Origin of the sequence: Streptomyces coacervatus (genome assembly GCF_029223485.1) — a bacterium.
Lineage (GTDB): Bacteria > Actinomycetota > Actinomycetes > Streptomycetales > Streptomycetaceae > Streptomyces > Streptomyces coacervatus.
This window is the reverse complement of sequence record NZ_JARHTP010000025.1, coordinates 135,144-149,647: the sequence shown is the minus strand read 5'-3', so window position 1 is coordinate 149,647 and position 14,504 is coordinate 135,144. Positions and strand designations below refer to the sequence as shown.

Sequence of the window (14,504 nt, the reverse complement as noted above, 5' to 3'; positions counted from 1 at the left end):
GACAATTTGTGCTCAACGAACTGACGAGCTCTCGTTGTTCCGGTGCGTACGGGCGGGGGTGGTGCCGTGTTGCCGGCCGGGCTCGGCAGCGAGTGTCCGAGCAGGATACGACGCACGTAGATGATCTGCGTGCCGCTCCGGGCAACCCGAATAGGCCGAACGGGTGAGCAACGGGTGAGAAACCCGGAAGACCGTGCGGGTCTGTGGTGACTCGTGTGCGGAGCGTGGCCGGAAGCCATCTCGTCCGGGCGCTGATACCCTGGTAGCCCGTGGACCGGTGGGCGAGAAATCCCCGGAACCGCACTACAAACCGCGACCACGGGAGCCCCCTCTTGGCCATGCCGCCGAAATCTACGACGACCAAGCACATCTTCGTCACCGGGGGTGTCGCCTCCTCGCTCGGCAAGGGCCTCACCGCCTCCAGCCTGGGCATGCTCCTCAAGGCGCGGGGCCTGCGGGTCGTGATGCAGAAGCTCGACCCGTATCTGAACGTCGACCCGGGCACGATGAACCCCTTCCAGCACGGTGAGGTGTTCGTCACCAACGACGGCGCCGAGACCGACCTGGACATCGGCCACTACGAGCGCTTCCTCGACCGCGACCTGGACGGCTCCGCCAACGTCACCACGGGCCAGGTCTACTCGACGGTGATCGCCAAGGAGCGGCGCGGCGAGTACCTCGGTGACACGGTGCAGGTCATCCCGCACATCACCAACGAGATCAAGCACCGTATCCGCCGCATGGCGACCGACGAGGTCGACGTCGTGATCACTGAGGTCGGCGGCACGGTTGGCGACATCGAGTCGCTGCCCTTCCTGGAGACGGTCCGCCAGGTCCGTCACGAGGTCGGCCGCGACAACGTCTTCGTCGTCCACATCTCGCTCCTGCCGTACATCGGCCCCTCGGGAGAGCTGAAGACGAAGCCGACCCAGCACTCGGTTGCGGCCCTGCGCAACATCGGTATCCAGCCGGACGCCATCGTGCTGCGCTGCGACCGCGAGGTCCCCACCGCGATCAAGCGCAAGATCTCCCTGATGTGCGACGTCGACGAGGCCGCCGTGGTCGCCTGCCCCGACGCCCGCTCGATCTACGACATCCCCAAGACCGTGCACGGCGAGGGCCTGGACGCCTATGTCGTGCGCAAGCTGGACCTGCCGTTCCGCGACGTGGACTGGCGGACCTGGGACGACCTGCTCGACCGCGTCCACAACCCCGACCACGAGATCACCCTCGCGCTGGTCGGCAAGTACATCGACCTGCCCGACGCCTACCTCTCGGTCACCGAGGCGCTGCGCGCGGGCGGCTTCGCCAACAAGGCCCGTGTGAAGATCAAGTGGGTCACCTCCGACGACTGCAAGACCCCGGCCGGTGCCGCGGCGCAGCTCGGCGATGTCGACGGCATCTGCATCCCGGGCGGCTTCGGTGATCGCGGTGTGCTCGGCAAGGTCGGCGCGATCAAGTACGCCCGCGAGAACAAGATCCCGCTGCTCGGCCTCTGTCTGGGCCTGCAGTGCATCGTGATCGAGGCCGCGCGCAGCCTGGCCGGCATCACCGACGCCAACTCCACCGAGTTCGACTCCGCCACCGGCCACCCGGTCATCTCCACCATGGCCGAGCAGCTCGACATCGTCGCCGGCGAGGGCGACATGGGCGGCACGATGCGCCTGGGCATGTACCCGGCCAAGCTGGCCGAGGGCTCGATCGTGCGCGAGGTCTACGACGGCAAGGAGTACGTCGAGGAGCGCCACCGCCACCGCTACGAGGTGAACAACGCCTACCGCGCGGAGCTGGAGAAGAAGGCCGGGATCCTGTTCTCCGGCACTTCGCCCGACGGCAAGTTGGTGGAGTACGTGGAGTACCCGCGGGACGTGCACCCTTACCTGGTGGCGACCCAGGCGCACCCGGAGCTGCGCTCGCGCCCGACCCGGCCGCACCCGCTGTTCGCGGGCCTCGTCAAGGCCTCGGTCGAGCGGAAGAATTCCAAGTAACACACCAGTTGTACGGTGGCCGGGGCGCTCTCATTCAAAAGGTGAGCGCCCCGCTTCACTTGGTGTGTTTCAAAAGCGTGCGGGAGGACAGGGCATGACGATCAAGGACACCCCCGAAGAGTGGGAGATCCGGGCGACGGACACCCCTTTCGTGGGTAACAAGACCTCCGTCCGCACGGACGACGTGGTCATGCCCGACGGACATGTGGCCCGCCGCGACTACCAGGTCCACCCCGGCTCGGTGGCCGTCCTCGCCCTCGACGACGAAGGCCGGGTCCTGGTCATCCGCCAGTACCGGCACCCCGTGCGCCACAAGCTGTGGGAGATCCCGGCCGGACTCCTGGACGTGCCCGGCGAGAACCCGCTGCACGCCGCCCAGCGCGAGCTGTACGAGGAGGCGCACGTCAAGGCCGAGGACTGGCGCGTGCTGACCGACGTCTACACCACCCCCGGCGGCTGCGACGAGGCCGTGCGCATCTTCCTCGCCCGCGATCTGTCCGAGGCCGACGGCGACCGTTTCGAGGTCGAGCACGAAGAGGCCGACATGGAACTCGCGCGCGTGCCCGTCGAGGAACTCGTACGGGGTGTCCTCGCGGGCGAGCTGCACAACAACTGCCTTGTCGTGGGCGTCCTTTCGCTGATCGCCGCGCAGCACGGGGACGGGCTCGACGCACTGCGCCCGGCCGAGGCGCCGTGGCCCGCGCGTCCCTTCGAGTCCTGAACGCCGCCCGACCCTCACCGGTGTGACGATCGGCTGATCCGATCGGGGGATGTGCCCGCCGTGCTCCGCCAGGATCGTTGCAGAGCGTGAACTAGGCTCTGTTAACGCCCGGTACCGGAGTCCCGGCGGGCTTGCGCGTGCGGTGGGACGGGAGTGTGGCCCGTGACGGACCAGGCGGTGGACACAGACGGTGTACGGCTGTCGGGACACGCTGCTGACGAGAGCCGGTTCCTGGGCCGTACAAGGGAGTTGAAGGAACTCCGCGCCGACATCGAGCGCGCGGGCCTGGACACCCTCTCCGGCCGCAAGGCCCCACGCGCGCGCGTACTGCTCATCGCGGGCAGGCCCGGTTCCGGGCGCACGGCACTCGCCGAGGAACTGGTGCGGCAGGTTGCGGACCGTTACGACGACGTGGTGCTCCGGGCGCGGCTGAGCGAGCCCGACGGCACCCCCGTCCCGGTCGAGCACACCGCCCGCGAACTGCTCGCCGGCCTGCAGCTGCCCACCCCGGCCGGAGCCGCCGCGGACGACCTGGCCGAGGCGCTGCGCACCGCACTAGCCGACCGCCGGGCCCTGGTGCTGCTCGACGACGCGGCGGACGCCGAGCAGGTCGACGCCCTGCTGCCGGACACCCCGGACTGCCTGGTCGTCGCCGTGTCCAGCGGTCCCCTCACCGGCATCTCCGACGTCCGCCCCTGCACCCTCGGCGGCCTCGACACCAAGTCCGGCCTGGAGCTGCTCACCCGGCACACCGGCTCCGTACGCATCACCGTCGACCCCCGTGCCGCCGAGGGTCTGGTCGAGGAGTGCCAGGCCCACCCCGCCGCGCTGACGCTGGCGGGCGGCTGGCTCGCCGCCCGTCCCAAGGCGGCCGTCGCCGACCTGGCCAAACATCTGCACACGGAGGGTGACGAGGGCACGCCCCTCAGCCGGGTCTTCCGGCTCGTCTACACCTCGCTGCCCGCGCCGTCCGCCCGGATGCTGCGGCTGCTCGCCCTCGCCCCGGCCGGACTGGTCGATCCGCACACCGCGGCCTCCCTCGCCGGCTGCTCGGTCGGCGACGCCCACGCCGCACTGGACGAGTTCGTCGCCCTCGGCCTGCTACGGGCGGTGGGCTCGCCGATGCCGCAGTACGAGGTGCCGGGCTGCCTGTACCCCCTGCTGAAGGCGCTCACCCAGACCCAGGACCGCCCCGGCGAGCTGCAGCTGGCCCGCGCGCGCATGCTGGAGCGGACGGTACGGCTGCTGCAGTCGTGCCGGGTGATCACCGAGACGGACAGCCCCGAGGCGCGCGAGAAGCTCCAGGGCATGCCGCGCGCGGTGCGCTTTCCCAGCCCCCGGGCCGCCGAGGACTGGCTGCGTCTGCGCCGGCCCGCGCTGCTGGCCGCGGCCCGGCTCGCCGTGGCCGACGGGGAGCTGGACACCCTCGCCCGCCGGCTGATGTCCCAGCTGGTCAAGGCCATGGTCGCGCACTTCGGCACCCGGGCCGCCGCCCCCGACCTGTACGGCATCCACCGGCTTGTCCTGGACGTGGCGGAGCGGCGGAACCTGCCACGGGAGAAGGCCGCCGCCCTGCTGAACCTCGGCGACCTGGACGCCCAGACCGGCCGTACGACGGACGCGCTGGCGCGCTACCGGGCCGCGCTGGACGCCGGACGGGAGGCAAATGACCCGTACGCCACCGGTCGCGCAATGGAATCCGTAGGTGGCGCGCACCTGGAGACCGGGGACTACGACCGGGCCGCCGACTGGTTCGGCCGCGCCCTCGCCCAGCGCCTGGCCCGGGGCGAGCGCCCGGCCGCCGCCCGGCTCTACGGCCGCATCGCCGCCGCCCACACCTATGCGGGCCGCTACGGCGAGGCCCAGCGCAGCTGGCGCGCGGCGATGGCAGGGCACCGCAAGAACGGCGACATCGCCTCCCACGCACGGGCGTTGAGCGAACTCGCGCGTGTCCAGGAGTACGCGGGACGGCCCGAGGAGTCGCTGCGCACCTGCCACGAGGCGGTGGAGTGGGCGCGCCGCGCCGAGGACGTACGGCTGCAGGCGGCGCTGCAGCTGCGGCTCGCCGACACCCTGGAGCACCTGGGCGATCCCGCCTCGGCCCAGCTGCACCGGGGCACGGCCGAGCGGCTGCTGGGGGAGGAGTGCGCGGAGGGTGAACCGGAGCCGGCACCCCTTGATCCCTCGGAACAAGACGCTAACGCCTGCGAAATCCGTAGTACATCCGATGAAGATTGATGCAATGAAAGGCTAGACAGAGAGAACACCTTCATTAGACTGGCTCTGCCGCACCTTCTCCTGCGGTGTCTCCCGGTGTGCTCGTGCATGCCTGGGTATGTGTTGTATTGCCCCACATCCACTGAGCCAAGGACCGTGATCGACGTGAAGGTCGGCATCCCCCGCGAGGTCAAGAACAACGAGTTCCGGGTGGCCATCACCCCCGCCGGTGTGCACGAGCTCGTGCGCCACGGCCACCAGGTCGTCATCGAGCAGGGCGCCGGTCTCGGATCGTCGATCCCGGACAGCGAGTACGTCGCCGCCGGTGCGCAGATCCTGCCGACCGCCGACGAGGTGTGGGCCACCGCGGACCTGCTGCTCAAGGTCAAGGAGCCCATCGCCGAGGAGTACCACCGCCTCCGCAAGGACCAGACGCTCTTCACCTACCTGCACCTGGCCGCCTCCAAGGAGTGCACCGACGCGCTCATCGAGTCCGGCACCACGGCGATCGCATACGAGACCGTCGAGCTCCCCAGCCGTGCGCTCCCGCTGCTCGCCCCGATGTCCGAGGTCGCGGGCCGGCTCGCCCCGCAGGTCGGCGCCTACCACCTGATGCGGTTCAACGGCGGCCGCGGTGTCCTGCCCGGCGGTGTTCCCGGTACCCAGCCCGCGAAGGCCGTCGTCATCGGCGGCGGTGTCTCCGGCTGGAACGCGACGCAGATCGCGGTCGGCCTGGGCTTCCACGTCACGCTGCTCGACCGCGACATCAACAAGCTGCGCGAGGCGGACAAGGTCTTCGGCACCAAGGTCCGGGCGATCATGTCCAACTCCTTCGAGCTGGAGAAGGCCGTCCTGGACGCCGACCTCGTCATCGGCGCGGTCCTCATCCCGGGCGCCAAGGCCCCGAAGTTGGTCACCAACGAGCTGGTGTCCCGCATGAAGCCGGGGAGTGTCCTTGTCGACATCGCGATCGACCAGGGCGGCTGCTTCGAGGACTCCCGCCCGACCACGCACGCCGAGCCGACCTTCACGGTCCACAACTCGGTCTTCTACTGCGTCGCCAACATGCCGGGCGCGGTGCCCAACACCTCCACCTACGCGCTCACCAACGCGACGCTGCCCTACATCGTCGAACTCGCCAACCATGGCTGGGCGGAGGCGCTGCGCCGCGACCCCGCGCTCGCCAAGGGCCTCAACACCCATGAGGGCAGGGTCGTTTACCGCGAGGTCGCAGAGGCGCACGGTCTGGAGCACGTGGAGCTCGAGAACCTGCTCGGCTGACCTGCTCGACCGACCTCCCGGGCCGAGCGGAGAGTCGTCGAGCCGCTAAGTCACCATTCGGTAAAAGGCGATACGTCAACACAGGTCGTCAACAGCGCACACCCGGCCGGACCTTGCCCGACAAGGTCCGGCCGGATGTGTGTATGGTCACTTTGCGGCTCTAGGTCAACTCGCCTCGAACGTAACCCTTCGACCGATTCGCACACCGGCGAAACCTGCCGTGCGACGGCCGTACGCCCTTGACAGAGGGATGTTTCATTGCCGACACATCGGGCCGGGTCCGGCGGATTGTGTTGCTGCGGACGCCCGACACGCCATAGAGTCGCCAACCGTCGGCATGGTGTCACGCCGACCTGTCTAGAAGTTTCCTGGTCACCAAGGAGGTAAGACGACTTGTGAATGAGTCGACATTTTCTCCCGGGGGTGGTCAACCAGGAATGCCGGTACGGGACCAGGGTCCCGCGGGGTTCGAGGCTGTCGGCTCCGTTGCTGTGCGCACCTTCGCAGCCCGACAGAGCCCGGGTCCGCAGGTGATCCGGACAGCACACCAGAGCATGGATGGCCATCACGTGAACGCCATGGCCGGCGACGGAAGTGGCGCGCCCCACAACCAACTCGCCGACTACGACGAACTGCCCGAAGGGCACTTCTACGACCCCGACGCGGAGTACGAGCCGGACCCCGAGTACGCGGCCACGCTCGCGCCCGACGCTGCCCGGCAGCGTCGTGAGCGCATCGGCCCGACCGGACGCCCGCTGCCGTACTTCCCGATCCCGGGTCCACTGACCAGCCACGGTCCCGCCACGATCATCGCGATGTGCAACCAGAAGGGCGGCGTCGGCAAGACGACGTCGACCATCAACCTGGGTGCCGCGCTCGCGGAGTACGGACGGCGCGTGCTGCTCGTGGACTTCGACCCGCAGGGCGCGCTGTCGGTGGGCCTCGGCGTCAATCCGATGGAGCTCGACCTCACCGTCTACAACCTGCTCATGGAGCGGGGCATGGCGGCCGACGAGGTGCTCCTGAAGACGGCGGTCCCGAACATGGACCTGCTGCCCAGCAATATCGACCTGTCCGCCGCCGAAGTGCAGTTGGTCTCGGAGGTCGCGCGCGAGTCCACGCTCCAGCGCGCCCTGAAGCCGCTCATGGCCGACTACGACTACATCGTGATCGACTGTCAGCCGTCGCTGGGTCTTCTGACGGTGAACGCGCTGACGGCCGCGCACAAGGTGATCGTCCCGCTGGAGTGCGAGTTCTTCGCTCTCCGTGGTGTCGCGCTGCTGACGGAGACCATCGAGAAGGTCCAGGAGCGGCTCAACCCGGAGCTGGAGCTCGACGGGATCCTGGCCACGATGTACGACTCGCGCACGGTCCACAGCCGCGAGGTCCTGGCCCGTGTGGTCGAGGCATTCGACGATCACGTCTACCACACGGTCATCGGACGCACGGTCCGCTTCCCGGAGACCACGGTCGCCGGCGAGCCGATCACCACGTACGCCTCCAACTCCGTCGGCGCCGCCGCCTATCGCCAGCTCGCCAGGGAGGTGCTCGCCCGGTGTCACGCCGAGTGAGTCTGCCGGGGGCCGACGAACTCTTCCGTACGACAGGGGGAACGGCGCTCCAGCCGTCCACTCCGCGGCGGGGGGCCAACGGCGAAGCCCGTGTGCCCGCTCCCGCGGGGGAGAGCGACCCGGCCGCGGCCGCGTCGCCCGAGGACGCACCGCAGTCGGTGCCCGCACAGGGCGGCGACGGCGAGGGCGCGGAGCACGTGGCCGCGGAGCCGGAGCCGGCCGACGCCGGTGAGTCCCGCAGCCGCGCCGCGGCCCAGGAGCGCTCCGGGCGACGTCAGGGGGCGCAGGAAGGTTCTGCCGCCGCCTCGGCGGGCGGCCAGTCCCGCAAGCGCGGGCGGAGCCCCAATCGGCGCCCCAGTGGCCGTGAGCGGCACGACGAGAAGATCACCGTGTATGTGTCCGCCGAGGAGCTCATGGACCTGGAGCACGCACGCCTGGTGCTCCGCGGCGAGCACGGCCTTGCGGTCGACCGCGGACGGATCGTCCGCGAGGCGGTCGCCGTGGTGCTGGCCGATCTGGAGTCCCGCGGGGACGCGAGCATCCTCGTACGCCGACTGCGCGGGCGGTAGCGGTAGCCTGCGGGGGCCATGACCTCGAACGACGTTCCCGTCCCCGGCGCCGGTGCCTCCGGCGGTCGTCGGCGTTCGCTGGGGCGGGGGCCGGGGGCGGCGCCCGTGGAGCCGGAGCCCGAAGCGCGCGAACCCGAGGCGCCCGGACCGTCCTTGGAGGCGCCGCTCGCCGCGGAGCCGACGGTGGCGGAACCCGTGGCAGCCGAGGTCCGGCGAACCGTGGCCGTGGATCCCCGGACGGTCCCGCAGCCTGCGCCGGAGCCGGGGCCCGCGAGCTCTGAGCTCCTCGTCGAGTCCGGGGAGACACTTCCGCGGGCGGAAGCGGGGACCCTGGCCGCCCCCACCGACACCTCCGAGGCCCCGGAGCTCGACAAGGCCGAGGAAGCCGGTGAAGCCGAGGAACCCGGCGACGGTGTCTTCAAGGTTCGGCTTGCGAACTTCGAGGGGCCCTTCGACCTTCTCCTCCAGCTGATTTCCAAGCACAAGCTGGATGTCACCGAGGTCGCGCTGTCCAAGGTGACCGACGAGTTCATGGCGCACATCCGGGCGATGGGGCCGGACTGGGACCTGGATCAGACGACCGAGTTCCTGGTGGTCGCGGCCACGTTGCTCGATCTCAAGGCTGCCCGGCTGCTGCCCTCCGCCGAGGTCGAGGACGAGGCCGACCTCGCGCTTCTGGAGGCGCGGGACCTGCTGTTCGCGCGGCTGCTGCAGTACCGCGCGTACAAACAGATCGCCGACATCTTCAATCGGCGGCTGGACGAGGAAGCACGGCGCTACCCCCGCACCGTCGGCCTCGAACCGCACCACGCCGAGCTGCTGCCCGAGGTCGTCATCAGCATCGGACCGGAGGGGTTCGGGAAGCTCGCCGTGAAGGCGATGCAGCCCAAGCCGAAGCCGCAGGTCTACGTCGACCACATCCACGCGCCGCTGGTCAGCGTGCAGGAGCAGGCCCAGATCGTGGTCGCGCGGCTCAAGGAGTTCGGCGAGGCCAGCTTCCGGGCGCTGGTCGAGGACACCGACGACACCCTCACCGTCGTAGCAAGGTTTCTCGCCCTGCTGGAGCTCTATCGGGAGAAGGCCGTCGCGCTCGATCAGGAGACGGCGCTCGGGGAGCTGATCGTGCGGTGGACCGGCGGGGAGGGCGAAACCCAGCCGATGGTGACCGACGAATTCGACCGACCGCCCGAGCCACCCAAGGAGGACAAGGCGTGAGCGAGGACACCACCGGCCTCCCGGCAGGCCTCCGCACCGTCGCCGACCTCGACCTCAAGCCCGCCCTGGAGGCCGTCCTCATGGTCGTGGACGAGCCCGCGACCGAGGAGCATCTCGCGAAGATCCTCCAGCGGCCGAAGCGGCAGATCGGGGACGCACTGCGGGCGCTGGCCGACGAGTACGCCGTCCAGGGCCGCGGTTTCGAGCTGCGGCTGATCGCCGGCGGCTGGCGTTTTTACTCCCGGCCCGAGTACGCGGCGGCCGTCGAGGGCTTCGTCCTGGACGGCCAGCAGGCCCGGCTCACCCAGGCCGCCCTGGAGACGCTCGCGGTCGTCGCCTACCGCCAGCCGGTGAGCAGGAGCCGCGTCTCGGCCGTACGAGGAGTCAACTGCGACGGGGTCATGCGCACCCTCCTGCAGCGGGGTCTGGTCCAGGAGGCGGGCACGGAACCCGAAACAGGTGCGATCCTGTACACGACGACGAACTACTTCCTGGAGCGGATGGGCCTGCGCGGTCTGGACGAGCTCCCGGAGCTCGCGCCCTTCCTCCCGGAGGCGGAGGCGATCGAGGCCGAGACACTGGAAGGGGTCCCGTCGTTCGATCCGGACGCTCCGGATTCCGAGGACGCAGACGACAAGACGGAACTTTGATGCGAAGCAGCAGCGGCAGGAACAGCAGCGGAAACAACGGCGGGAGCCGTGGTGGCAACAGCGGCGGCCGCGGCGGGAGCAGCGGTGGCCGCGGTAATTACCGCGGCGCCGGGAACGCCCGTGACGACAAGCAGGGCGGCCGGCCGAAGAAGCCGCGCCCGGAGGAGCGGCGCTACGACGTGGGCCCCGGCGGCACCCAGGACGGCCCGAAGTCGGGGCGTGGCGCCTCGGCGCGCGGCGGCGCCAAGGGCGGACCCAAGCAGGGCCAGGGCACCGGGCGCGGCCGTTCGGTCCCGGCGACCTCCCGCGAGTACGAGGCGAGGGCCGAGGAGCGCAACCGCGAGCGGTACGCGGGCAAGAAGGACATCAAGCTGCCCAAGACCTTCCCGGGCGCCGAGCAGGAGGGCGAGCGGCTCCAGAAGATCCTCGCGCGCGCGGGCTACGGCTCCCGGCGTGCCTGCGAGGAGCTGATCGAGCAGGCCCGCGTCGAGGTCAACGGCGAGATCGTCCTGGAGCAGGGCAAGCGCGTCGACCCGGAGAAGGACGAGGTCAAGGTCGACGGGCTGACGGTCGCGACGCAGTCGTACCAGTTCTTCTCGCTGAACAAGCCCGCCGGTGTCGTGTCGACGATGGAGGACAACGAAGGCCGTCAGTGCCTCGGTGACTACGTCACCAACCGTGAGACGCGGCTCTTCCACGTCGGGCGGCTCGACACCGAGACCGAGGGCGTCATCCTGCTCACCAACCACGGTGAGCTGGCGCACCGGCTGACCCACCCCAGGTACGGCGTGAAGAAGGTCTACCTCGCGCACATCGTGGGCCCCATCCCGCGCGACCTGGGCAAGAAGCTCAAGGACGGCATCCAGCTGGAGGACGGGTACGCGCGCGCGGACCACTTCCGGGTCGTCGAGCAGACCGGCAAGAACTACCTGGTCGAGGTGACCCTGCACGAGGGCCGCAAGCACATCGTCCGCCGCATGCTGGCCGAGGCCGGCTTCCCGGTCGACAAGCTGGTGCGGGTCGCCTTCGGGCCGATCACCCTGGGCGACCAGAAGTCGGGCTGGCTGCGGCGGCTGTCGAACACCGAGGTCGGCATGCTGATGAACGAAGTCGACCTGTAGAGCGTGCGCGCTGTGTGAACGGCCGGTTCCGGATCCTCTCCGGGGCCGGCCGATTCGTTTTCGGCTTCCGGCCGGTCTGTACTCGTGACCGGCGAGAGGAATGGCCATGCCTGCGACGACGACGGACCGCGACGAGTTCGTACGGCTCACGGACCCGTACCGGCGGGAGCTGCTCGCGCACTGCTACCGGATGCCGGGCTCGGTCGACGAGGCCGAGGACCTGGTGCAGGAGACGTATCTGCGGGCCTGGCGGTCCTACGACGGCTACGAGGGCCGGGCGTCCCTGCGGACCTGGCTGCACCGCATCGCCACCAACACGTGTCTGACGGCGCTGGAGAGCCGCGCGAGGCGGCCCCTGCCCTCCGGGCTCGGCGGGCCGTCAGAGGCGCCTGAGGAGCCGCTGAGGACCCCTGCGACGGACGTTCCATGGCTGCAGCCGCTGCCCGATTCCCTTGTCGACCCGGCGACCGTCGTGGCCGCCCGCGGCAGCCTGCGGCTCGCGCTGGTCGCCGCGCTGCAGCAGCTGCCCGCCCGGCAGCGGGCCGTGCTCATCCTGCGGGACGTGCTCGCATGGCGGGCGCCCGAGGTCGCGTCCCTGCTCGGGACGTCGACGGCGGCCGTCAAGAGCAGCCTCCAACGCGCGCGTGCCCGGCTCGACGAGGTCGCCCCGGACGAGGACCTCGTCGTCGAGCCCGAGGGCGCCGCGGACCGCGAGGTGCTCGACCGGTACATGGCCGCCTTCGAGCACGCCGACATGGACGCGCTGCTCGACCTCCTGCAGGACGGCGTCGAGCTGGAGATGCCGCCCAACCTGGAGTGGTTCAGCGGCAAGAAGGACGTGCTGCGGTTCCTGCGGTCCCGCGGCCACGGGGAGGACCGCTACCGGATGCTGCCCACGCGCGCGAACGGGCAGCCGGCCGTCGTCATGTACGTGCGCGGGGTGGACGGCGTGCTGCGGGCGCACTCGGTGCAGGTGCTCACCGTGCTGCACGGCACGGTGGCCCGCATCACGGCTTTCATCGACACGGACCAGGTCGTGCGCTTCGGCTTCCCCCGGGTGCTGTCGTGAACTGCGGCGAGCTGCTGGAGCGTTCGCTCGCGTACGCGCTGGGCAGCGTCGCCGGGGTGGGACGCGGCCACCTGGAGCGGGGCACACCCTGCGCCGAATGGGACCTGGGGGAGCTGCTCAGGCATCTCGACGACTCGCTGGACGCCCTGCACGAGGGGCTGACGGGCGGACGGATCGGGCTCACCCCGTGGGAGCCGGGGACCGCCGACCTCGCGTGCGCGTTCCGTACGCGCGCGTGTGCCGTGCTCGGCGCCTGGGCGGCCGGACCCGGCGAGCAGGTCCTGGTGGGCGAACTGCCGCTGGACGTAAGGGTGATGGCCGCCGTGGGCGCCGTGGAGATCACCGTGCACGGGTGGGACGTCGCGCAGGCGTGCGGGCGGCCGCGGCCCATACCGGACTCCCTCGCGGCCGAGCTGCTGCCCGTGGCGCGGTGCGTGGTGGCGCAGGAGGACCGGGGCGTGCGGTTCGCCGCGCCCGTCGTCGTACCGGCGTGTGCGCGGCCCGACGCCCGGCTGCTGGCGTTTCTGGGCCGGCGCGATTCCTTTCCCGGGTGAGGGTGGTCTGCCTTCCGTGAGCGACCTCAAGAGCTCATGGAAGGAACCCCCGTCATGACCGACACACTGAGTGTCTCCGTACGAAAGCCACCCGCCGAACAGGCCTCGACCCGACGCGTCTGGACGGTCGTACTCGCCGGGCTCGGCGCGCTGCTGTGCTCCCTCGACGTCGTGGTCGTGGCGACCGCGCTGCCCGCCCTGCGGGCCGATTTCGGGGCGAGCCTGTCGGACCTGGAGTGGACGATCAACGCCTACAACCTGGTCTTCGCCTGTCTGACCCTGACCGGCGCCGCACTCGGCGACCGGTTCGGACGGCGGCGGATGTACGTCGTCGGGCTCGCCGTCTTCACACTGGGCTCGGCCGCGTCCGCGCTCGCGGGCGGCCCGGGCCAGCTCATCGGCGCGCGCATGGTGCAGGGCGCCGGTGCGGCCGTACTGCTGCCGCTCACCCTGACCCTGATCAGCGAGGCGTTCCCGGCCGAGAAGCGGGGCGTCGCCATCGGTGTGTGGGGCGGCGTGACCGGACTCGGTGTCGCCGCCGGACCCGTGCTGGGCGGGGCCGTCACCGAGGGACTGTCCTGGCAGTGGATCTTCTGGCTGAACGTGCCGATCGGGCTCGCGATGCTGCCCTTCGCCGCCACCAAGCTCCACGAGAGCTACGGCACCCGGCCCCAACTCGACCTCGTGGGACTGGTGTTGGCGGCCGTCGGCCTGACGGGTCTGGCCTGGGCGCCGGTGCGGGCGCCGCAGGCCGGGTGGGGGAGCGTCGAGGTGCTGGCCGCGCTGGCCGCCGGGATCGTGTTCACGGCGGCCTTCCTCGTCTGGGAGCGCAGGGGCGCCCGCTACCCGATGCTGCCGCTCGCGCACTTCCGGCGGCGCGGTTTCTCCACGGCCAACGCGGTGGCGTTCCTGCTCTTCGGGTCCCTGCTGGGCGCCCTGTTCATGATCACGCAGCTCTTCCAGATCGGGCTCGGCTACTCCCCGCTGGAAGCGGGCGTGCGCATCCTCGTCTGGAACGCCATGCCGCTGCTGGTGGCTCCGGTCGCGGGCGCCCTCGCCGACCGTTTCGGCACCCGGCCCTTCCTGCTGATCGGCATGCTGCTGATGGCCACCGGCCTCGCCCTGCTGGCCTGGCAGGTCGAACCCGGCGTCGGATACGGGCAGTTGGTCCTCCCGCTGATCATCGCCGGTATCGGCATCTCCATGGTCTTCCCGAGCGTCGCCAACGCCGTGACCTCCTCCGTACCGCTCGGCGACGCGGGCGTCGCGGCCGGCGTCAACAACGCACTGCGTGAACTGGGCGGTGTCTTCGGCGTCGCCGTCGCCGCCCTCGTCTTCGCCCAGTACGGCGGCTACGGCTCGCCCGCCGCCTTCCTGGACGGGTGCGCGCCGGCGCTGTGGGTGTCGGCCGGGGCCGCGGGGGCCGGGGCGGTGGTGGCGGCGTTCGCACCGTCGCGGGCCCGGGCCGTGACCCAGGGGTCGTGACCAAGGGGTTGTGACCCAGGGGTTGTGCAAGCACTCCCACCCTCTTTATAGTCGTACTGACTA

General features: G+C 70.6%; 12 protein-coding genes. All 12 read left to right on the top strand.

From position 1 onward, the window contains the following. The first annotated feature begins 338 nt into the window (after positions 1-338). The gene (gene pyrG, locus P2Q00_RS43800; protein WP_275780368.1) at positions 339-1,988 is read left to right on the top strand and encodes a CTP synthase; all 1,650 of its coding nucleotides are present in this window, start codon (positions 339-341) and stop codon (positions 1,986-1,988) included. Positions 1,989-2,082: 94 nt separating this feature from the next. Beyond that, on the top strand, positions 2,083-2,709 hold the full coding sequence (locus P2Q00_RS43795; protein WP_275780366.1) for an NUDIX domain-containing protein: 627 nt from the start codon (positions 2,083-2,085) through the stop codon (positions 2,707-2,709). Positions 2,710-2,871: 162 nt separating this feature from the next. Further along, positions 2,872-4,947, top strand: a complete 2,076-nt coding sequence (locus tag P2Q00_RS43790; protein ID WP_275780365.1) for a tetratricopeptide repeat protein — start codon at positions 2,872-2,874, stop codon at positions 4,945-4,947. Positions 4,948-5,091: 144 nt separating this feature from the next. After that, positions 5,092-6,207, top strand: coding sequence for an alanine dehydrogenase (gene ald, locus P2Q00_RS43785; RefSeq protein WP_275780386.1), 1,116 nt, complete (start codon positions 5,092-5,094; stop codon positions 6,205-6,207). Between the two features lie 437 nt (positions 6,208-6,644). Continuing rightward, on the top strand, positions 6,645-7,778 hold the full coding sequence (locus tag P2Q00_RS43780; protein WP_275780364.1) for a ParA family protein: 1,134 nt from the start codon (positions 6,645-6,647) through the stop codon (positions 7,776-7,778). After that, positions 7,763-8,347, top strand: a complete 585-nt coding sequence (locus P2Q00_RS43775; RefSeq protein WP_275780363.1) for a hypothetical protein — start codon at positions 7,763-7,765, stop codon at positions 8,345-8,347. The genes P2Q00_RS43780 and P2Q00_RS43775 overlap by 16 nt, the downstream gene beginning before the upstream one ends. 18 nt (positions 8,348-8,365) lie before the next feature. Then, on the top strand, positions 8,366-9,562 hold the full coding sequence (locus P2Q00_RS43770; protein ID WP_275780362.1) for a segregation and condensation protein A: 1,197 nt from the start codon (positions 8,366-8,368) through the stop codon (positions 9,560-9,562). Next, a complete protein-coding gene (gene scpB / locus P2Q00_RS43765; protein WP_275780361.1) occupies positions 9,559-10,212 on the top strand; it encodes an SMC-Scp complex subunit ScpB in 654 nt (217 codons plus the stop codon). Before P2Q00_RS43770 ends, scpB begins: the two co-directional genes overlap by 4 nt. Beyond that, positions 10,212-11,333: a pseudouridine synthase gene (locus tag P2Q00_RS43760; RefSeq protein ID WP_275780360.1), complete on the top strand. Its 1,122-nt coding sequence runs from the start codon at positions 10,212-10,214 to the stop codon at positions 11,331-11,333. The genes scpB and P2Q00_RS43760 overlap by 1 nt, the downstream gene beginning before the upstream one ends. A 106-nt stretch (positions 11,334-11,439) precedes the next feature. Next, entirely contained in the window at positions 11,440-12,402 is a 963-nt protein-coding gene (locus tag P2Q00_RS43755; RefSeq protein ID WP_275780359.1) for a sigma-70 family RNA polymerase sigma factor, read from the top strand. Continuing rightward, positions 12,399-12,956: a TIGR03086 family metal-binding protein gene (locus P2Q00_RS43750; RefSeq protein WP_275780358.1), complete on the top strand. Its 558-nt coding sequence runs from the start codon at positions 12,399-12,401 to the stop codon at positions 12,954-12,956. The genes P2Q00_RS43755 and P2Q00_RS43750 overlap by 4 nt, the downstream gene beginning before the upstream one ends. Positions 12,957-13,010: 54 nt before the next feature. Beyond that, positions 13,011-14,441, top strand: a complete 1,431-nt coding sequence (locus P2Q00_RS43745; RefSeq protein WP_275780356.1) for an MFS transporter — start codon at positions 13,011-13,013, stop codon at positions 14,439-14,441. Positions 14,442-14,504 lie beyond the last annotated feature (63 nt).